We start from the raw sequence: 20,077 nt of genomic DNA on the forward strand, positions 1-20,077 counted from the left end.
AAATTAATAAATAATGTCAACAGGAGTAGTAAAATTTTTCAACGAAACCAAGGGTTTCGGATTCATCACACCAAGTGACGGTGGACGTGAAATTTTTGTTCATTCGTCTGGTTTGAAAGACCGTATCCGTGAAAACGACGAAGTTTCGTATGATGTGGAGCAGGGTCAAAAGGGATTGAATGCGGTAAATGTCAAGTTGGTTTAAAACACCTCTTTAGATATTTTTGGAGGCTGTCTGATCAGGCAGCCTTTTTTATTTTGGTGATTTCCAAAAGAACGTAATCTTTTTTTGTAGCTTGTCGGCATCAATGAATACCATCATGAAACATAGCAGTTCAATCATCGTGGGGAGCGGTTGCTACCTTCCTACCCACAGGGTAACCAACGATGGTTTCATCGATCATGTTTTTTTTGGTCAAGATGGGATTAAGCTTCCCGCCGAGAACAAAGAAATTATCGAGAAATTTCAGCATATCACCGGTATCCGCGAAAGAAGGTACGTGACTGATGATCTGCTTGCTTCTGACATTGCTTTTTTAGCAGCGGAAGATGCACTGGCCTCATCAAAAACGGATCGGGAAACGTTGGACTACATCATTGTAGCTCATAATTTCGGCGATATCAGTAAGCAAAATCCTACGAGTGAGTTTGTGCCTGCTTTGGCTTCGAAGGTTAAACATCGGCTGGGGATTACTAATCCGAACACGGTGACCTATGACTTGACGTTTGGCTGTGCGGGGTGGTTGCAAGGCGTCATCCAGGCAGATTATTATATTCGATCCGGCCAGGCGGGCCGCGTCATGGTGATTGGTACAGAGACCCTTTCGCGGATATGCGACCCGCATGATCGAGACAGTATGATTTATGCGGATGGCGCAGGTGCGATAATCCTTTCTGCCATTGAAACAACGGAGCGCGTGGGCATACTGGCGCATGCCGCGCGGTCCTATACGGATGAACTCGCTTTCGTACTGAAAATGGGAAAGTCCAACAACCCCGAATACCGGAGTGACCGGTTATTTCTCAAGATGCAGGGCCGGAAACTTTATGAAAAGGCCCTCAAGATCGTGCCCGAGATCATCAAAACGTGCATGGACAGGGTTAATGTGCCCATTGACGATGTAGATAGTGTATTGGTGCATCAGGCAAACAACAAAATGGACGAGGCCATACTTCGGGAACTTTACGGCTTGTACGGCAGGAAACATGCGCCCGAAGGTGTGATGCCGATGACCATCTCTTGGTTGGGAAACAGTTCGGTAGCCACGTTACCGACATTGTACAGCCTCCTGGCCTCCGGGAAGATTCCTAATTATGCATTAAAAGCAGGCGCCACCATTGTATTTGCGGCGGTTGGTGCCGGTGTCAATATCAATGCACTGGTGTATAAGGTTCCGGAATAATGTTGCTTGGCGGATGTTATTCCTTATCGTTGCTCTGTCCGTTATCGATTTTGGTTTTTCCCGTGCGCACGCCGCCTGCATTAGGTAAACCTTGGTGGCGTTTGAGCGTCCGCATATCCTTGAAGGTCTTATCTGCCGTGGGATTGCCCATCTCCACATTGCGGCTTTTGTCCTGTGCGCCGGTCAAATTTTGTTGCTTTTTCATAATGCTCCTTACACTGATTCTGTTTGAAAGCAACAAATGTGTAAGCGAAATGTTCAGTTTTTTTCGTCTTTGCCCTTTGAGGGATTACCTGCTTTATCGGCTGTGATTTTAGTTTTCCGTTCCTTCGCTTCCAGTATTTCACGAAGGTTCCAGCGCTTAAGCAGGATTTTGGTGGAGTACCGTTTAAGGTGATACTTTTCGGGTTCACCGATGAGAAAGCCGAAGGCATTCATGGACGGGACGGCGTCAAAAATGACCTTAATGGTGGCCGTGAGCGGCAATGCCAAGATCAAACCGGCAAGCCCGAAAAGCATGCCGCCAAGAAGGATGGAAATGATGGCCATCAGCGGGTTTATGCTTACCTTACTTCCCACAATATTCGGTGTGATGAGATTGCCCTCGAGAAATTGCACCACCTGAAACCATGCAATGACCCCCACCGCATACCAAGCGGTATCTTTCGTGGCCAGCGCAAATAATGCTGGGAGTATGGAACCAATCGCAATGCCGATATAAGGGAGTAACATCAGCAACGATGCCAATGTGCCAAAAAACCAAGCATATTGAATCCCCAGTATCCACAAACCGACGGTATTAAGTATGGCTACGATACCCATGACGGTGATAAGGCCAAGCAGGTAACTCTGCACTACATTATAAATTTTATTGAGTGTGTTGTGCACTTTTTCCTGTGAGGTAGATTTGAATGCACGAAAGAAAAACTCGCGAAAAAACACGCGGTAATACAACAGGAAAAAGGAAAATAAAGGTACCAACACCGCACCGGCGAGTATGTTTCCCAATGAGCCGAAAGCAGCAGTGATATACGATGCGGCATTAGACAGGATCTGGTTGGCTTGGCTTCTGAGCCGTTCTACGATTTCGGTGGGCTCTAGTCCGAAGCGCTCCTGTAGCCAACGCTGTATCGTGTCGAATATCGAGAGGAACTTTTGCTGGATTTCAGCACCGTCCCTGCCGATGACAATCACTTGGTGCACAATAAACCAGACCAAACCCGATAGGATGGCAATGGCCAAAATGACCGCCAATAGCGCAGAAAAGGCCTTCCCCAGTCGTAACCGCTCCAAGGTGCCAGCCACAGGATATAGCGAGATGGCGATAAGGATGGAAAACATGAGGGGTAGGAGTACGCCTTGAAGTACGTACATCAGCGCAATGATAAGCGCTAGGGAAACGAGGCTGCTCGCCAATTCAAGGGCATAGGGCCGTTTGGTAGGAGTTTCTTCCATATGATTTAGATAAATTGCTTGTTATATTTTCTGTATCGGTGCAGCAAAATCATCGCGATAATGCAATGTATCGATAAGTTGGGGATGAAACAAACAATAGTAGATAATGTTTCGAACGTTTTCTTTTTAAGATACCAGCGTGAAATCAATCTGCCGTTTAGACAGGTCAACCTTTTTTACCCGAATTTGTACTTCATCGCCCAGTTGGTATCGTTTCTTTTTCCGCTGACCAATAATGGCGTAGTTCTTTTCGTCGAGTGCATAAAAATCATCCGTAATATCGCGTAGCCTAACCATACCTTCACATTTGTTTTCCTCGATTTCCACGTACATGCCCCATTCAGTCACCCCGGAGATAATGCCCATATAGATTTCGCCCACCTGATCCTGCAGAAATTCGGCTTGTTTGTATTTGACGGAAGCGCGCTCCGCGTCGGCAGCTTTCTTTTCCATCTGGGAGGCGTGTTCGCATTGTTTTTCATAAACTTCGGCGTTAACGGATTTGCCGCCTGCCAAGTAATGGTCAAGTAGCCGATGTACCATCACGTCGGGATAGCGCCGGATAGGCGAGGTGAAGTGCGTGTAATAATCGAACGCCAAGCCATAGTGGCTGGTTTTCTTCGTGGTATAGATGGCTTTGGCCATCGAGCGGATAGCGAGTGTGGTCAGTACGTTCTGTTCTTTAGTGCCTTCTACCCGTTCCATTAATGCATTGAGCGAGCGAGCGGTTTCCCGATCCGATTTTGTGTTGATCTTATATCCGAATCGGGCTGCAAACTGCGCAAACGCAGTGATACTCTCTTCTTTCGGTACATCGTGTACCCGGTATACGAATGTCTTTTTATTGTTGCCTTTTCCCTGCTTGCCGATAAATTCGGCCACGCGTCTGTTGGCCAGCAGCATGAAGTCTTCGATGAGCTTGTGAGCGTCTTTACGCTCTTTCACGTACACGCCTAAGGGCTTGCCGTTTTCGTCGAGATGGAATTTCACTTCCGTAGTTTCGAAACTGATGGCACCATGCCTGAACTTCCGGTCGCGGAGTATATAAGCCAATTCGTTAAGTGTCTGCAATTCCTTGCTGAATGCTCCGGTTTGCTGTTCAATGATTTCTTGCGCTTCCTCGTAACTGAATCGCTTATCGGAATGGATGACGCTTCTCCCGAACCACTCGTGGATAACATTGGCATTTTTATCCATTTCGAATACCGCTGAGAATACCAGGCGATCTTCGCGCGGACGCAATGAGCAGAGGTCGTTTGACAGCCGCTCGGGCAGCATGGGTATGACGCGGTCTACCAAGTATACGGACGTACCCCGCTCGAAAGCTTCCTTGTCAAGCGCTGAGTCAGGCCGCACGTAGTGTGCAACGTCCGCGATGTGCACGCCGATTTCATAATGGCCATTGGGTAACTGCTGGAATGAGATCGCATCATCGAAGTCCTTGGCGTCCGCCGGGTCGATAGTAAAGGTTGTAATGGAGCGAAAATCACGCCGCTTGGCAATTTCATCTGGCGATATCTGTGCCGGGAAAGCCTCCGCTTCCTGTTCCACCGCGTTGGGAAATGCCAATGGAAAGCCAAAATCGGCCAATATCGCAACCATCTCGGTGTCGTTCTCTCCCTTTTTGCCGAGCACATAAGTCACCTTGCCGACGGGATTTTTACTCTCCTGTGGCCACTCGGTGATGGTTACCACCACTTTTTCACCGTCTTTGGCCCCATTGAGATCTGCCAGTGGGATGAATATGTCTTGAAGCATCTTCCGGTCATCTGCAATCAAGAAAGCAAAACGGGGGGATATCGTCACCGTACCGATAAATTCCGTCCGCGCTCGTTCAAGTATTTCCACTACTTCGCCCTCTTTGCGTTTGCCACGCCGCTTTTCGTAGGTATGTACCTTCACACGGTCGCCATGTAGCGCCTGCCGCAATTTGCGCGGACCGATATAGATGTCGTCCTCAAACTCATCCTCAGGCACGATGAATGCGGAGCCGTCGGCCGTCATGTCCACGCGACCTACCACAAATGCCTTAAGCTCCTTGAGGGCGTATTTCCCTTTTTCAACCACTCTGAATAACCCCGTGCGGGCCTCTTCCTCCAGGATGTCACGGATTGCTTCACGCGATTCAGGATCGGCCAGATTGAGTTTGGCTGCTACCTGCTTATAGTTCATAGGCTTGTTACCCGATTTTTCGATGAGATCCGAAATGAGCTGGGTAAGAACATGTTTGAATGCGCTGGTTTTCTTGCTTGCCATAATTGTATTTGAGATGTTAGCTATGAGATATCAGACTATTCCGTGTCGTGTTGTCTCGACTTTGTTGTTCGTTTATTCGTGTTATTTTTTATACCCCATAATAACCGGTCCGGCCACGCATCCCTGAATGCCAACTACTCCGCGAAGCTGATGGCCTCTTGTGTTATCAGCGGTTCGTTGCGCAATCTCCGCAAGATTTGTGCCGTGGTTATGACATCTTTTTCACAATATACACGGATACGGCCCAGATTGTTTTCACCGTAGTAGACCTCGAAGACGTCCTTCCCACTGATATCGTCCTTTGGCGAGGGGATACCTAATACTGCGGCCATGAGATTGAGTGAGACGGCATTGCGGAAATCGCCGAATCGCCACAGTTCCATCGTATCCAAATGCGAGATTTCCCAGGGCTTTTTTCCTGATAGGTCCAGCTGCCGCGGGAGGGCAACCCCGTTGATCAACATCCGCTTGCAGAGGTACGGGAAGTCAAAGCCCTTGCCATTATGTGCGCAGAGCGTAAGGTTGCTCGGCTGTTTCCGCAGCAGTGCCGAGAATTCCGCAAGCAATTCCTTTTCGTTTACATGTGCAAAAGATTTTACGCGAAAGCCGGTTTGTCCGTGCTGCTGATGGAACACCCCTACGGATATACAGATGATTTTGCCGAATTCCGCATATAGCCCTGCATCCGGGTATACATCGGCTGCGCTTTGGCCGTCGTTTAGGGAATTTTGCATTTTAAGGGTCCACAATTCCTGAAAGTTGTCGGGCAGTTCAGTATAATTGGCTTTTTGGCTTACCGTTTCAATATCCAATACCAGTACCTGTTGCAGATCGATTGTTTCGAGCATGGTTATTTCTGTAAGATTTCAAACTGCTGGCTCATGCGCATGCCATCATCGTCTACCAATGTGATGCGGTGTTTCCCTGGCAATATATCCAGTGCGAGCTGGTGGAATGTTTCCGTTTCACCAACGAATGTATCGTCGAGGTGCCAATATATTTTGCTGCCGCGTTTGCGATGTGCCGCATTGAATATCACCTGCCCACGCCGGCCATCAATCTCTAAAGGTATGTAAATTCTCGCATTGTTTTTGGGATAAATCATTTCCATCACCTGGCCTTCGACGCTGTGGTTGCAACCTGCGGCGAAGGGCGGAAGCTCCCGGTAGTTGCTATGCCGCGGTTTATAATAGTATTCCATGGCTGGTGGCAGGACGAACCATTTAGTTGCGACGATATTGCCGGGTGGCACGCAGTTGGCAGTAACCCGCAAGGTACCATCGGTATTGGTGTGTATGGTGCGGTGGTACGGGCATACCGTTGATCGGTGTCCGGGCACAGGGATATAAACGGTATCGGGGTTAGGGCAGTCAGGGCCTGCTAGGTGACCGCTTTCTCGGCATACCGCCGTTTGTACCATCCGGTCGAGCGGCGCTTCAAACCAACTGGTAGCGGGCAATAAATCGAAAATATCAAACAATATAGGAGCCGCCGTGCCGATCCCCGTAAGCCCAGGCCGCCCCTCGCCATCAGCATTGCCCACCCATACACAAACGACGTGAGTGGGTGTCAGCCCGATAGCCCACCCATCCCGGAAACCGAAGCTCGTACCGGTCTTCCAGGCAATCTTTTTTGAAGAAGCAAATTGCTCCCATAGGGCTTCCTCACCGGGGCGCATCACCTCGTTCATTGCTTGGAAAGTAAAATAGAGTGATGCGTGATCAATAATAGCAGCCCGTTCCAAGGCTTTTCCGCCCAAATCAGGTGTGTCTTTCAGGTAGGAAGGTGCGTGGTAGTCCGCGGGGTTATAATTGGCGTTATAGCGGCTGTAGTGGTTAAGTGTGCGGGCCATGCTGGCATAGGCGCCAGCCAGCTGCCACATGGTAACCTCGCAGCCCCCCAAAATCATGGATAGCCCATAGAAATTGGCCGGACGGTTGAGTGTGTGGATCCCCACTACTTTGAGAAATGGGTGGAAGCGCTGGTACTTATACTGTTGCAGCATCTTCACCGCCGGTATGTTGAGCGATCTGCTCAACGCCCGCGAGGCCGGTATGGCACCATCGTAACCCAAATCGTAATTTTGCGGCGCATACCCGCCGATTTGGGTGGGGACATCCGGGATCAGTGTATGTGGCAGTATCAGGCCGTCTGTAAGCATGGCACCATACAGCAGGGGTTTCAATGTACTCCCAGGGCTCCGCAAGGAGGTGACGATGTCCACGTGGCTTTCGGCTTCACTGTTCTGCGGGGTGTGTACATTTCCCACGTAGGCCAATGTTTTGCCGGTTTCAACCTCCAAGATCAATGCAGCGGCATTCTGTATGCCGTTAGCGCTGAGGTTTCGGTGGTAGCGATCGACGATATCTGCGACCCGCTGCTGTAAGGTGCCGTCGAGCGACGTTTGGATACGGGTGACACGCTGGTCCAACTGACTGTATTCTTGTTTGAACCGCTCCAACAAGTGGGGCGCAATCCGGGGTAAGGAATGTGGCTTGTCTGGCAGCGGTTCCAATTTGGCCAGCGTTGCTGTATTTTGGTCGATGGCGCCTGCCGATACCAGCTTATCGAGTAATGTATTCCGTTTGGCGAGCAGGCGTTGCCGATTGCGTCCTAGATGGATGAGCGTTGGTGCATTGGGTAACACGGCAAGCAAGGCCGTTTCCGCCCATGAAAGTTGTTCGGGGGAGCGCCCGAAATACCGCCATGCCGCAGCATCGAGCCCTACGACATTGCTGCCGAACGGAGCGTTTGCACTATACAATTGCAAAATGGCAGCTTTGCTATATCCCACTTCCAACCGTACCGCTAGCAATGCCTCGATAACTTTCTGCCAAACAGTGCGCCGTTTGTTGCGGCTCATGCGGATGACCTGCATACTGATGGTGCTTCCACCACTGATGACTCGCCCATTCGCAATGTTTTGGGCGACTGCCCGTGCCAGGGCGATCGGGTCAATACCGGGATGGAAATAGAACCGTTTGTCTTCAAACGTCGTAATGCAATCGGCAAATTTTTCCGGTACGGCTTTAATCGATGGAAAGCGCCATTGACCGTCCGCTGCGATCGATGCTCCCATAAGCTTTCCCGAAGCATCTTCAATAACAAATGAAGTGGGTGCGAGGAATAGGGGTTTGGGTAAGGAAAAATAGAGGAGTAGGAGCAGGCAGGTTACGGATGTAATAATGGCTATGCCTTTTCTGGTTCTAGCGTACTTGAGGAAACGCCGCCCCTGTATTTTTGTCCAAGCGATCACGCTGCTAAAGTACAAAAATATTGGCCGCCTTCGGGATGGAGCATCGAGTTGGGTGCACGACAAATTTCCGTTTATATTTTCTGCTTGTCATTTTTCGGCTATAACGCTCACTTCGCTCACGCCATAAGGCCTGCAAAACAACAAGCAGAAAACAAGGTTGATTTCGGAAACCGGAAACTTGTCGTGCACCCCATCGAGTTTGGATAGCTAAAAAGCAAATAGTAACTTATTGTTTATATAGATATATTAATTGATTGTTTATAATTGTATTATATTTATTTTGCTTAAATTTTAGCAAAATTATGGTGGCGTATTTTAGTAATTAATCGTGTTTTTGGTGGCTCCTTGGAGGTTTCCTATTTTACTTGCTTGTTAAGTGCTTTTGCTAAAGTGTTGTGTGTTGATTTTTGATGTATTTTAATTTATATGGATAGTTGATTTATAACTTATTATGATATTTTTTGCTAAAATATAAGTGCCAGTAATATGGATTGTTTTAGCTACCGGTGTTTTGAAAATCAGCGCCTGCAGTAGCTGAAGGTGAGATTAGGAATAAGCATGGCAATCACCCGGGGTAGCGGGTCGGATTTACTTCGTCAAGGGCTTGCACTGCGCGCAAAGTCCTACGGCATTGACGCCAATGGAGTGGAGCTGGTAGCCAGCTGGTAGATCGATTTTAGGCATCTTGAAATCATCGAGACAATAGATGCTGTTGCACGATGCACAGATGAAATGCACATGTTCATCATGATGGTGATGCTCGTCACAATCGGTGGAACACAACGCATAAGTGGCCGTGCCATGAAGGTCGAATATTTTGTGAAGGATCCCTTTTTCCTCAAAGGTGGCCAATACCCGGTAGAGCGTAACGCGGTCTACTGCATCGCCCAATAGTTTTTCGAGTTCCGGTTGGGAAATAGCGGTTTCTTTATCGGAGATGATGTGCAAAACGCTGAGCCGGGGCTGAGTAACCTTAAGCTTGTTACGGCGGAGCAGTCGGCTGAATTTCTCGCCCTCCAGCACCTTTTCCTGTTCTTTTTCCATTGCCGTCAGCATCATTTACTAGTTAATGAGGCCCACTGTGCTCACAATGGGCCTCATGAGCTTTATTTTCCAGCCGCCTTGGCGTGGTCTGCCAAAAACTGCGCAAGGCCATTGTCCGTAAGGGGGTGTTTAAGCAATCCCAATATTGCTGATAACGGCCCGGTCATCACATCCGCACCGATCTTCGCACATTCGACGATATGCATGACGTGACGAATGGATGCAGCCAATATCTGCGTTTCGTATCCATAGTTGTCATAAATCAACCGGATATCTTCAATCAATGCCAACCCATCCGTTGAAATATCGTCCAGGCGGCCAAGGAATGGCGATACATAAGTGGCGCCGGCCTTCGCTGCCAACAGGGCCTGTCCGGACGAAAATACCAGCGTACAGTTAGTTTTAATGCCGTTGCTGCTGAAGTATTTGATGGCTTTCACGCCCTCTTTAATCATGGGTACTTTCACAACGATCCGGTCATGGAGTTTGGCTAGGGCCTCGCCCTCTTTGATGATGTTATCGAAGTCCGTAGAAATTACCTCTGCACTGACATCTCCGTCCACAATATCGCAGATGGCTTTGTAATGATCGATGACATTTTGTTCGCCCGTAATGCCTTCTTTGGCCATCAGGCTCGGATTTGTGGTTACACCATCCAACACACCCAGGTCTTGGGCCTCTTTGATTTGTTGCAAGTTAGCGGTATCAATGAAAAATTTCATGTTTTGAGCTGTATAAATTATTTAAGTATAAACAAGCATAAATGCTGGAATCCAGCATGTAAAATTAACGATTATAAAGCAAAAAGCGAAAAAATAAACACGTTTTGGTATTTTAAATCCGGGTCGTTACATGGTATGACTTTTGTTCATGAAATGGACGTGAATATCTTCCGGGCACTAAAGCACCGTAACTATCGACTGCACTTTACAGGACAAGCCATTTCCCTGATGGGAACCTGGATGCAACGAATCGCTATCAGCTGGCTGGTTTACCGGCTCACGGAGTCCGCATTGATTCTGGGGCTCGTCTCGTTTGTGTCGCTTATCCCTTCCCTTGTCCTGTCGCCCTTCATCGGCAGCTTTGTCGACCGGCGCCAGAAATACCGCATTGTTTTATTCACCCAAATAGGTTTGATGGTTCAGGCGGGGACGCTTGCCCTGATGGTTTTTTTGGGGTATTACAGTGTGTGGTGGATTGGTGCGTTGAGTTTTATCCAGGGTGTCGTCAATACGTTCGATGTAACCGCGCGGCAGTCACTCATGGTGGAGCTGGTTGACGAAAAGGCGGATCTACCCAATGCGATTGCGCTCAATTCTTCCGCATTCAACGCCGCGCGGATGTTGGGGCCGGCTGCGGGAGGCATATTGCTGAGTGCCTATGGCGAAGCGGTGTGTTTCGCTGTCAATTTCATCAGTTTCATTGCCGTAATCGGATCGCTGCTATTAATGAAATTGGTGCCCAAGCCCATCACTGCGAAGCAGGAAAGCACCTGGAGGGGGCTTAAGGAAGGTTTTAGCTATTTGAAGCATTCTCCACATTTATCATCACTTATCCTCTTGCTTACGGCATCCAGCCTATTGGTCATCCCCTATACCACCTTGCTGCCGGTAATCGCTCGCGAAATGTTCGATGGTGATGCCACCACGTTCAGTTGGTTTGAGAGTGCCGCAGGGTTGGGTGCGATGGCTGGCGCGATTTATATGGCTAGGACGCGGATGGGTACCAACTTGCGTTTCCGCGTGATGAAAGCATCTGGTTTACTCGCGCTCGGCATTTTGGCACTTTCTTTTTCATCATGGCTTCCACTGGCGTTATTCAGCACCTTGTTTGCTGCCATGGGGATGATGGTGCAGAATTCGAGCATAAACACCTATATACAAACGCATGCCATGCCCGCATACCGAGCCAGGGCAATCAGCTATTATATCATGGCATTCCAAGGGGTTTTCCCCCTTGGAAGCCTATTGGTCGGTGCGTTGGCAAGCGCTTGGGGAATTCATTACACACTGCTTATCCAAGGCGTCGCTGGCGCGCTCGTAGCCTTAGGTTTCATGATATATATCCGGCAACACATTAACCGTAGATACGTGCCCGTGTAATTGTTGGCTATTCCTACCGGTCCCAAAAAGGTGGTGGTTCGATTCCAAGCGATCGGAGATACACGTAGCCTTGGCCCCGGTGGTGTATTTCGTTGTCGATGAAATAGAACAGCTGCCACCAAACCGGTCCTTCCCATTGTCCATACGCTTTTTCCGGTTCCTGCAAGCGGCCGGGGCCCACTTGTGGCCAGATGGTATTGATGTACTCCGTGCTCCAGTCCCAAATGCGGAGCACACCCTCCTTCGTCGTCGGAGAGAAGTCAATTCCATCGGCACCGGGCAGGTCTTTCACGTCTTTCCATTCGCCGGTAGCAATACCGTGCGCGCCATTTGCACCCATGCGGTTGAGTTCCATCGCGAGTTCGCCAAACGTACGCATGCCACCGATGGAATGCGAAAATAATTTATCGTCGGGAAAAGCATCGATCACCCTGCGGGTCAGGCTACGGTGTCCCTGCCAATGGGTAAGCAATTGCGAAAGGTTGACGGTGGTGTCTTTTTGTGATGTTTCCATATTTTTTTGTTCTTGATTTCGATAACAAAGAAAACACACGTTGCTGACAACCCTATGGCAGTGTCTATTATTGTTTTTAAGTTTTTAAGCTGGTGGTACGTCTAATCCGTTTGACTTGATAGCTTTTGTTGATGAAATATACACCACAGAGGGTGACCGTCAAGGCCAACGCCGTAACCCAGGTAAGTCGTTCGTCCAAAAAGAAATAGCCCAGTAGCAATGCGATGAACGGATTGACGTAAGCATATACTGAAGCAAGGCCGGAAGGCAGGTGCTTCAGTGCGTAGAGAAAACAGCCATATGAGGCTAGTGAGCCAAAAAGGATGAGGTAAACCAACGCCCATATGCTGTCAGTCGACACGGTATTCAATTCCGAGTAATCATCGAGGAAGATACTGCCAACGAGCAGAACGAGACCTCCACTGGTAAGCTGAAACGCCACGTTTACCAACGTTTTGGCTGCGGAGGGTTTATGTTTGGTGTATACCGTACCCGCTGCCCAGCAAAAGCAGGCAAAGAATGCCGCGAGAATCCCAACGAAGTAGTTGGTGTTGCCCAAGTCGGCCAAGTTGTCCCTGAAAATTAATGCAACACCGATACAGCCCAGTAATAGGCCGATGACGAGATGTGCATTTACCGCCTTCCTGTCGGTGCCCGACGCGTAACCAATCAACACCACGTAAACAGGCATAACCGAAACGATAAGCGCCGCTAAGCCGCTGGGAATGTAGCGTTCAGCCCAGCCAACAACGCCATTACCAAGGGCAATCATTAGCGTGCCAGCCACAAACTGACGCGTTATATCGCGACGGCTAATGGTGATTTTTTGACCTGATAGTAATAAGATGAGTACCATCAATAGCCCGGCAGTCACCTGCCTAATGCCAGAAAAAAGAAATGCGGGGAAAGTTTCCACACCGATGCGCATGGCGAAATAAGTGGTGCCCCATACGACGCAGACGACGGCTAATGCGAAATAAGCATTTACGATTTTTTTTTCCATGACCAATGTGAATCCTTGCAAATTTCAGTCAAAGTGCTGAAAAAACAGCAGTTATATTTCAGTTATTTTTGCCAAGTGTGATTGCGGGGCTTGGCTGCCCCGGCTTCCATACTTTTGACGGATGCTTTTCAGCATAGCTATAGATCAATTGCATCATGTAGTGGTTGCTTGGATAACGAGTGAGTGCTTCTTTTACAGCTTCAAATGAGGTGATATCGCCATGATGGCTGACATAACCCATACCGTGGAATTTCCCGTTTTCCACCCATATGCAACCGTTTTCATCTTCGTCACGTCCCTTGTCAAAAATAGCAAATGTAGGGAGGTGGTGTGCCAGGTGATCAAGTGCTCGCTGTACACGTTGGTTGTAAACCGTTGGCGATAGCTCCGTGCCGTTGGTGCCGAATCCGCAAAACTTAGGATGAAGGTCAAATTCTTTGATGAGTTGTTGAAGTAAATTGATTGCATCGAGTTTCCTGTGGAAGACGTGGATGTGTTGGAGGAGTTTGCCATACTTCCCGATAGCCAGGCGTAAGTAACCCCCACCATCTTCGTAAGCATATAGGGCATACTTTGGTTCGAAGCGTTTCAATGCCCGGTTGTAGACAGGCCACAGTCGTTGGATTTCGACCGCTTCTAATAGCAGTGCCATCAGTTCGGTGCCACACCGCTGGTTAGTGACCGAGTGGATATCTCTCAAGAAATGCTGGCGCTGGGGATTGGGGTTGTGACCGGTGAAATGCTGGGCTACCCGACTGCGGATATCACGTGCTTTACCCACATAGATGACTTTGCCACCCTTGTTCCGGAAATAGTACACTCCAGCTCCATGAGGCAAAGCATCAAATTGCTCTTTTGCTAGGTTTGGGGGAAGCTGCTGGTGCTTGGATGTTTTTTTTAGCATTTCAGCGATGACCCCGTTGACATCCCATTCCAACAACCAGCCAAATAAAATGGCTGTGGCGTCGGCGTCACCGCCCGCACGGTGGCGGTTGCTGATCGGCACTCCAAGTACATCGCAAAGCCTACCTAAACTATAAGAGGGGAGGCCTGGCTTGATTTTCCGGCTCATCCGCACAGTACAGAGCTTGGGCACGGCGAAGCCGTATCCTGCAACCTCGAGGTGGTGTTTAATAAAGGAATAGTCGAAGTTGACGTTGTGTGCAACGAAAATACGGCCATCCAGAAGCCCGTATACCCGAGATGCTAACTGCCCAAACGTTGGACTTCCCGCCACCATATCATCGGTAATCCCTGTCATCGCTTGGATGGATAATGGAATGGGACGTTGCGGGTCGATGAGCGACTCAAACCGCTCAACCACCTGTTGCCCATCGTGGATCAAAATGGCGATTTCCGTGATACCGCTCCCTGCTGCATAACCGCCGGTAGTCTCGATATCCACAATAGCGTATTGGATATGGGTTTGCTTCACATCAGCAAATGTACTAAAATAGTTAGCTGATTTGTGTGGTGTTTTGTTTTTTTACAATCAATCAAACTAAGGGCGCTCTGTACGTGCAGCTTCCCGGCTATATACCCAGTAAAACAGCTGTGGCAATACCGTGAAGGAAAGCACCATGCAGACCAATAATCCACCTACGATCATAATGGCTAGTGGTTTTTGGATTTCTGAGCCCATGCCAGTCGATAAAGCCGCCGGTAACAATCCCATAGACCCCATCAGTGCAATCATTACGATGGGGCGTATCCGGCTTTCTACGCCCTCGCTGATTGCTTTCGAAAGTGGCATTTTACGCTTCAGGTTTTCTTTCATTACCGCAATTAAGATGATAGCGTTGATCGTGTTGACCCCAAAGAGTATGATAAACCCGATTCCTGCCGAGATGCCGAATACCGTGCCGGTCACCCAAAGTGACAGGAAACCACCTATAAAAGCAAAGGGAATGGCTCCGACAGCTACCAACGTGTCTTTGTAGTTGCCAAAATTGAAGTATAGCAGGAAAAGAATAAGTATCAATACCACAGGGATGACCATGGCCAATTGCTTGGATGCGCGCGCTTTGCTTTCGAATTCACCCGCCCATTCCATTTTCATGTTCGGCAGAAGTTCCACCTCACGGGCTACATTGGCCTGTGCTTCGGAAATGGTACTTCCGAGATCACGGCCGGCAATACTGAAACCTACGCCGATATACCGGCTACTGCCTTCGCGGTAGATAAAAGCCGGTCCGGTATGAAAATCGATCGTCGCGATTTCTCGCAGGGGCACACTTTTGCCGTCTAGGGTAGGGATGAGGATATTGCCGATTTTCAGGTCGTCATCGCGATAGGATTTCTGAAAGCGCAGGCGCACGTCAAAGACGCGTTCACCTTCGTAGAATTGCGTAGCGGCTTGTCCACCGATGGCCATGGCGATTACGGCCTGCACATCGGCTGTGTTTACGGCATACCGGGCCATTTTATGGTCATGCAACTGGATGCGCAGTTCCGGCAGGCCGATGTTTTTATAGACATTAAGGTCTTCGATACCATCCACGTGCTGCAATACCTGGTTCACCTTCCCTGCGTAGTTTTCCAGTTCTTCAAGATCATCTCCGAATATCTTAACCACCAGCGAGCTCTTCACACCTGCTACATATTCTTCTACATTGTCCTGTATGGGTTGGCTGAAACCAAAATTGATCCCCGGATACGCTTCCAGTACGGTACGCATTTCATCGAGCAGGTGTGTCTTTGAAATGGGCCGCGACCAAGATTGCTCGGGATACAGCTGGATATGGAATTCGATATTGAAAAACCCGGTGGGGTCGGTACCGTCGTTCGGCCGGCCGGTTTGGCTCATCACAAATTCCACCTCTTCAAATGCCCTTAGTTTATGACGCATCTCATTGGCCAGCCGTACCGACTCTTCAAGGTGAACACTGTTGGGCAGTGTAGCGCGGATGTAAACAGCCCCTTCATTGAGGCTCGGGATGAATTCAGAGCCGTAAAACGCTAAACGGGCTGCACAGAGGGCCAACAATAAGCAAAAACCACAAAGCGCAGTCCTGCGGTAGCGGTGGCCCCATCTAAATAGCTGCGATGCGGCATAATGGAACGAACGGGATATGACGTTTTCCCGCTCGGAGATATTTTTGCGCAACAACGCTTTGCACATAGCCGGCACATAAGTCAGGCTGAGGATAAGCGACCCAAGCAATGCATATCCAAGTGTAAACGCCAGCGGCGAAAACATCTTCCCCTCTACTTTTTGGAAGGAAAAAATAGGCAGCAGGGCGACGATGAGAATCAACTGGGCAAAAAACACATACGTGGCGACCGACGTGACACTTTTTTTGATGATGCCAAGTTTAATTGAATTATTGAATTTTGCCATGCCTACTAGATTCGCTCGTTTTCGCATGCCGACAAAGACACTTTCGACGATGACTAGTGTCCCCTCCAGCAGTAACCCGAAATCCAGTGCACCCATGGAAATCAAGTTGGCCGGGAGCCCTTGAATACGCAGCATGATGATGGCAAAAAGGAATGCCAATGGGATCACGGACGTGACAATCAGGGTTGTACGCCAGTTAAATAGGAAGATGAATACGATGACCGACACGAAGACGATACCCTCTATTAGGTTTCTGCTCACGGTACCTACCGTTGCGTTCACGAGCCTAGTCCGGTCGATGAACGGTTCGATGGTCACGTTTGCGGGAAGGATGCGCTGGTTCAATTCGCTAATTTTCTCCTTCAGACCGGTGATGACGTCTCCAGGGTTTTCACCCCGGAGCATAATGACAATGCCTTGCACCAGGTCGTCATCATCCTGCAGCCCCACCTGTCCGAGCCGGGGCTTTGCGGATATTACTACTTTTGCTACATGTTTGATCAATACAGGGGTACTTCCCTTTACGGTGATCAGAATGTTCTCAATGTCTTCGACCTTGTCTAGCAGGCCGATGCCACGTACGACATAAGCCTGGTCTCCCCGCTGGATGACATCGCCCCCCACATTGACATTGCTGTTGCTCACCGCTTCGTATACATCCAGTGGCGACAGGTCGTAGTTGACCAGCTCGGTAGGGTTGATTTTGATTTCATAAATTTTTTCTTCGCCGCCGAAACTCACTACGTCTGCCACACCCGGCACGCCGAGCAGTTCGCGCTCGATTACCCAATCCTGCAATGCCGTCACCTCTTTGATGGGGAGGTCGCTCTTGATCACATACCGGAATATCTCGCCGGTAGCTCCTGAGGGTGGTTCGATTTCGGCTTCCGCACCGTCGGGAAGCTTTACGCCCTGTACTCGGTTGGCAGCATATTGCTGGGCGTAGAAATCCTCCACATTATCCTCGAAGATCACGGTCACCACGGAAAGGCCGAATAGTGAAATCGATCGTACATCCGCTTTTCGTGGGATGGTGTTGACTTCTTTGGATATGGGTAAAGTCACCAATTTCTCCACCTCTTCGGCGCTGCGTCCGGGCCACTGGGTGATGATGCGTGCGCGGGTATTGGTCACGTCAGGAAACGCTTCAACAGGCGTGTGGATAAGGCTGTAGATGCCTACTCCAACCAGTAGGGCGGTGAAAAAAAAGACAAGAAACGTGTTTTTTAAGGAAAAGGATACGATACCTTGGACAATTTTGTTCATAGTGACTTTATTTTCTCGTAAATCAATAGGTGGTTTTGACGAACGATAAGTTCGCCTGCTTCAAAACCTTCGTCTACGAAGTACCAGTTGTTGTCGCGGATAGCCGGTATCAATCTGCGCAGCTCAACGCTGCAGTCGTCCTGGTAAATAAGGGCAAAATGCTGGTTGTCGTCAAAAATCGCAGCATCGGCTGGAATGGCAACGGCCTCGATTCCATTCTGTCGCTCCACCGATACATCGACCGCCATGCCGGGCTTTAGTTTCATGTCGGCATTGGGTAAAACGATACGCGCTTTCAGCACGCGTTCTTCGCTGTCAAACACCTGAGGCAGCGCCGAAATCTGACCAGTAAATTCTTCGTCCGGGTAAGCCAGGGTACGGACCGCAACCGGCATGCCTTGCTGGATAAACGGTATGTCTGTGGCATAAACGTTGATCATCACCCATATTTCATCTAAATCCGATACGGTAAAAAGGTTTGCCCCCTGCTGTATCGGCATGCCGGTACTGACCTGTTTCTCCACGATGTACCCCGATGCGGGCGACCGGATCTGGAAGGTGCCTTCCGCCGGATTTGGATGGAACAAGGACAGTGTGCCCTGCAGGCCTTCCAGCTCGGCTGCTAGTTTCTCCAGCCCTGATTTTGCTTCGATCAGGTCACGCTCCGAAGCGACATGGTCTGCATACATGGACTTAATGGCATCATATTCCCGCTGTGCGAGCCTGACGTTTGCCTGCAGACTATGGATGTCCGCAACCATGGTGTTGAGTTCTGGGCTTTTTAAGGAAGCGATGACTTGCCCTTTCTTGACATAGTCTCCCAATGAAAAACGCGTTTCGACCATCACGCCCTCCACTAGGCTGGCAAATTGCACCACCTTATTGGGATTGTAAGTAACCTGGCCGGTGAGTCTCAGGTGCTGCAATACCTCGTGCTTTTGCAGGGTGTCTATCACCAATCCGGCACGCAGGGCTTCATTTAGGCAGAAGGTGTTGACGGTACGTTCTTCTACCGGATCGCTATGCCTACTGCATGAAAAACAAAGCAGTAAGCCTATCCAAATGGGATTATTGATCTTCATTACGTTGATGTTGTTATTTTGTCAATTAATTAGTTGGCTGCCCACCGTAAACTGTAGCGTCTCATATTGGGTAAGGAATGATTCATACGTTTCCAATAACAGGTCCTTGCCCTCGAGATACGCCCAAAGGGAATCCAGGTACTCCAGCAGGCTGGTATGGCGCAAGGCGAAACTGCGATGATGGCTTTCGGCCATCCGGTCGAGGCCAGTTTCATAGGTTGTGTCGAATCGCTCAAGGCGTTCGGCGGTGAGCATGAGCGCTTGCCAGGCTTGGAGTACCGCCGCTTTCACTTCGGTTTCTTGGTGGCTGGCCAACAAGCGACGACGCTCTACGGTAGTCTGTGCAGCGATGATGTTGCCTTTGTTCTTGTTGAAAACCGGGATATCTACCGATACGCCCAGCCCGATAAAGTCACGCATGATATTGCCGCCTCGGTCATACCCTATGCTCAGGGTTAGGTCGGGTATGCGCTGGGCGCGTTCATATGCAAGTTGTTGTTCTGCATAGTCGGATTGCAATGTTGCGGTTTTGAGACTTGGCCGGTTTTCCAGCGCGCGAGTTACCAACCCGTCGGCGGAGAGCGACTTAATGTACTCGAGGGTAGGCAAGTTTGGGGGTTCTCTCACGACCAAAATCTGGTGTGTGGTACTGCCCAGCATGCTTTGGAGTGCTTGCTGGGCTTCAATATTCTCCCCGCGGATATCATCAATGGTTTTCATCAGAGCCATCTCAGAAGCTTGTAATCTGAGGTACTCGCTTTGGCTTACATAGCCTTGCTGTACCTGTCGTTGGTATGCAGCAAGCAGCACACGAAGCTGTTCGAGTTGCTGATGGTAGAGGGAGAGCCGTTTTTGGCTATAATATAAAGCCGTTAGGCGGGTTCGCAGTTCCAGCCTAAGGCTTTGGAGCAGATCTGCAAAATCCTGTTCGGCGATATCCACACTCGTTTTTGCCATAGCAATGGCTTTCTTCCGCTTTCCTGCCGTTTGGATCAGTTGCTCGATACCCACCGAAAGTTGACTGTGATTACCCCAATTGCCGGTTATCCGGCCAAGTTCTTCAGCGCCATGATTATTCCATAAATTCACTTCCTCTATCGTGATGGTGGGGTTTGGCCATACGCGAGCCTGGATGAGCAGCGCTTGCGATTCGTTGATTTCAAGTCTGCCGGCGAGTAATTTCAGGTTTCCTTCGATGAGGGCTGTCTCCGCGGCCGCTGGAGTAATCTCTAGCGTATCCCGCAGTGGCTTCGCGTGCAGCACGTCTAGTAATAGCAGCCCATAAATGAACGGCAGTATCAGTTTCAGCATATGTTACCTTTTGCCGGACAAAGGTATTTTATGGGGGTTACAGCG

The 20,077-nt window shown here is 49.4% G+C and carries 16 protein-coding genes; 3 read left to right on the plus strand and 13 right to left on the minus strand.

Annotation, left to right across the window (positions count from 1 at the left end; genetic code table 11):
- Positions 1-13: 13 nt before the first annotated feature.
- Positions 14-205: a cold-shock protein gene (locus IEV98_RS10985; protein ID WP_188505878.1), complete on the plus strand. Its 192-nt coding sequence runs from the start codon at positions 14-16 to the stop codon at positions 203-205.
- 115 nt (positions 206-320) lie between these two features.
- Positions 321-1,403 (plus strand): 3-oxoacyl-ACP synthase III family protein, encoded by a 1,083-nt coding sequence (locus IEV98_RS10990; RefSeq protein WP_229738679.1) that lies wholly within the window; start codon positions 321-323, stop codon positions 1,401-1,403.
- A 16-nt stretch (positions 1,404-1,419) separates the two neighbouring features.
- Here IEV98_RS10990 and IEV98_RS10995 read toward each other — a convergent pair whose 3' ends face one another.
- The 7 genes from IEV98_RS10995 to fsa form a co-directional block, all read right to left on the minus strand.
- Positions 1,420-1,608, minus strand: a complete 189-nt coding sequence (locus IEV98_RS10995) for a hypothetical protein (protein ID WP_188505880.1) — start codon at positions 1,606-1,608, stop codon at positions 1,420-1,422.
- A 53-nt stretch (positions 1,609-1,661) separates the two neighbouring features.
- Entirely contained in the window at positions 1,662-2,858 is a 1,197-nt protein-coding gene (locus IEV98_RS11000) for an AI-2E family transporter (protein ID WP_188505881.1), read from the minus strand.
- Positions 2,859-2,984: 126 nt separating this feature from the next.
- Complete coding sequence (gene rnr, locus IEV98_RS11005; protein ID WP_188505882.1) at positions 2,985-5,114, minus strand: ribonuclease R; 2,130 nt, start codon at positions 5,112-5,114, stop codon at positions 2,985-2,987.
- Between the two features lie 134 nt (positions 5,115-5,248).
- Positions 5,249-5,962: a 3'-5' exonuclease gene (locus tag IEV98_RS11010; RefSeq protein WP_188505883.1), complete on the minus strand. Its 714-nt coding sequence runs from the start codon at positions 5,960-5,962 to the stop codon at positions 5,249-5,251.
- Positions 5,963-5,964: 2 nt separating this feature from the next.
- Complete coding sequence (pbpC, locus tag IEV98_RS11015; RefSeq protein ID WP_229738680.1) at positions 5,965-8,385, minus strand: penicillin-binding protein 1C; 2,421 nt, start codon at positions 8,383-8,385, stop codon at positions 5,965-5,967.
- A 573-nt stretch (positions 8,386-8,958) separates the two neighbouring features.
- Entirely contained in the window at positions 8,959-9,429 is a 471-nt protein-coding gene (locus IEV98_RS11020) for a Fur family transcriptional regulator (protein WP_229738681.1), read from the minus strand.
- Positions 9,430-9,476: 47 nt separating this feature from the next.
- Positions 9,477-10,136: a fructose-6-phosphate aldolase gene (gene fsa, locus IEV98_RS11025; RefSeq protein ID WP_188505884.1), complete on the minus strand. Its 660-nt coding sequence runs from the start codon at positions 10,134-10,136 to the stop codon at positions 9,477-9,479.
- 135 nt (positions 10,137-10,271) lie between these two features.
- On the opposite strand from fsa, the gene IEV98_RS11030 reads away from it, so the two are divergent.
- Positions 10,272-11,516: an MFS transporter gene (locus tag IEV98_RS11030; RefSeq protein ID WP_229738682.1), complete on the plus strand. Its 1,245-nt coding sequence runs from the start codon at positions 10,272-10,274 to the stop codon at positions 11,514-11,516.
- Positions 11,517-11,529: 13 nt separating this feature from the next.
- Here IEV98_RS11030 and IEV98_RS11035 read toward each other — a convergent pair whose 3' ends face one another.
- The 6 genes from IEV98_RS11035 to IEV98_RS11060 all read right to left on the minus strand — a co-directional run bounded on the left by IEV98_RS11035 (position 11,530) and on the right by IEV98_RS11060 (position 20,032).
- Positions 11,530-12,030: a DinB family protein gene (locus tag IEV98_RS11035; RefSeq protein ID WP_188505885.1), complete on the minus strand. Its 501-nt coding sequence runs from the start codon at positions 12,028-12,030 to the stop codon at positions 11,530-11,532.
- A gap of 76 nt (positions 12,031-12,106) precedes the next feature.
- Positions 12,107-13,033 (minus strand): DMT family transporter, encoded by a 927-nt coding sequence (locus IEV98_RS11040; protein WP_188505886.1) that lies wholly within the window; start codon positions 13,031-13,033, stop codon positions 12,107-12,109.
- Positions 13,034-13,091: 58 nt separating this feature from the next.
- Entirely contained in the window at positions 13,092-14,468 is a 1,377-nt protein-coding gene (locus tag IEV98_RS11045) for an exonuclease domain-containing protein (protein ID WP_229738683.1), read from the minus strand.
- A 66-nt stretch (positions 14,469-14,534) separates the two neighbouring features.
- Positions 14,535-17,639, minus strand: coding sequence for an efflux RND transporter permease subunit (locus IEV98_RS11050; RefSeq protein ID WP_188505887.1), 3,105 nt, complete (start codon positions 17,637-17,639; stop codon positions 14,535-14,537).
- Positions 17,636-18,721, minus strand: a complete 1,086-nt coding sequence (locus IEV98_RS11055; RefSeq protein WP_188505888.1) for an efflux RND transporter periplasmic adaptor subunit — start codon at positions 18,719-18,721, stop codon at positions 17,636-17,638. The genes IEV98_RS11050 and IEV98_RS11055 overlap by 4 nt, the downstream gene beginning before the upstream one ends.
- Before the next feature lie 21 nt (positions 18,722-18,742).
- Entirely contained in the window at positions 18,743-20,032 is a 1,290-nt protein-coding gene (locus IEV98_RS11060; protein ID WP_188505889.1) for a TolC family protein, read from the minus strand.
- Between the last annotated feature and the right edge of the window lie 45 nt (positions 20,033-20,077).

The organism is Parapedobacter pyrenivorans (genome assembly GCF_014636865.1).
In the GTDB taxonomy this organism is placed as follows: domain Bacteria; phylum Bacteroidota; class Bacteroidia; order Sphingobacteriales; family Sphingobacteriaceae; genus Parapedobacter; species Parapedobacter pyrenivorans.

What these genes read in the sequence shown, in the direction of transcription:
- IEV98_RS10985 (WP_188505878.1), top strand. Translation starts at nt 14, where the DNA reads ATGTCAACAGGAGTAGTAAAATTTTTCAACGAAACCAAGGGTTTCGGA.
- IEV98_RS10990 (WP_229738679.1), top strand. Translation starts at nt 321, where the DNA reads ATGAAACATAGCAGTTCAATCATCGTGGGGAGCGGTTGCTACCTTCCT.
- IEV98_RS10995 (WP_188505880.1), bottom strand. Translation starts at nt 1,608, where the DNA reads ATGAAAAAGCAACAAAATTTGACCGGCGCACAGGACAAAAGCCGCAAT.
- IEV98_RS11000 (WP_188505881.1), bottom strand. Translation starts at nt 2,858, where the DNA reads ATGGAAGAAACTCCTACCAAACGGCCCTATGCCCTTGAATTGGCGAGC.
- rnr (WP_188505882.1), bottom strand. Translation starts at nt 5,114, where the DNA reads ATGGCAAGCAAGAAAACCAGCGCATTCAAACATGTTCTTACCCAGCTC.
- IEV98_RS11010 (WP_188505883.1), bottom strand. Translation starts at nt 5,962, where the DNA reads ATGCTCGAAACAATCGATCTGCAACAGGTACTGGTATTGGATATTGAA.
- IEV98_RS11020 (WP_229738681.1), bottom strand. Translation starts at nt 9,429, where the DNA reads ATGATGCTGACGGCAATGGAAAAAGAACAGGAAAAGGTGCTGGAGGGC.
- fsa (WP_188505884.1), bottom strand. Translation starts at nt 10,136, where the DNA reads ATGAAATTTTTCATTGATACCGCTAACTTGCAACAAATCAAAGAGGCC.
- IEV98_RS11030 (WP_229738682.1), top strand. Translation starts at nt 10,272, where the DNA reads ATGACTTTTGTTCATGAAATGGACGTGAATATCTTCCGGGCACTAAAG.
- IEV98_RS11035 (WP_188505885.1), bottom strand. Translation starts at nt 12,030, where the DNA reads ATGGAAACATCACAAAAAGACACCACCGTCAACCTTTCGCAATTGCTT.
- IEV98_RS11040 (WP_188505886.1), bottom strand. Translation starts at nt 13,033, where the DNA reads ATGGAAAAAAAAATCGTAAATGCTTATTTCGCATTAGCCGTCGTCTGC.
- IEV98_RS11050 (WP_188505887.1), bottom strand. Translation starts at nt 17,639, where the DNA reads ATGAACAAAATTGTCCAAGGTATCGTATCCTTTTCCTTAAAAAACACG.
- IEV98_RS11055 (WP_188505888.1), bottom strand. Translation starts at nt 18,721, where the DNA reads ATGAAGATCAATAATCCCATTTGGATAGGCTTACTGCTTTGTTTTTCA.
- IEV98_RS11060 (WP_188505889.1), bottom strand. Translation starts at nt 20,032, where the DNA reads ATGCTGAAACTGATACTGCCGTTCATTTATGGGCTGCTATTACTAGAC.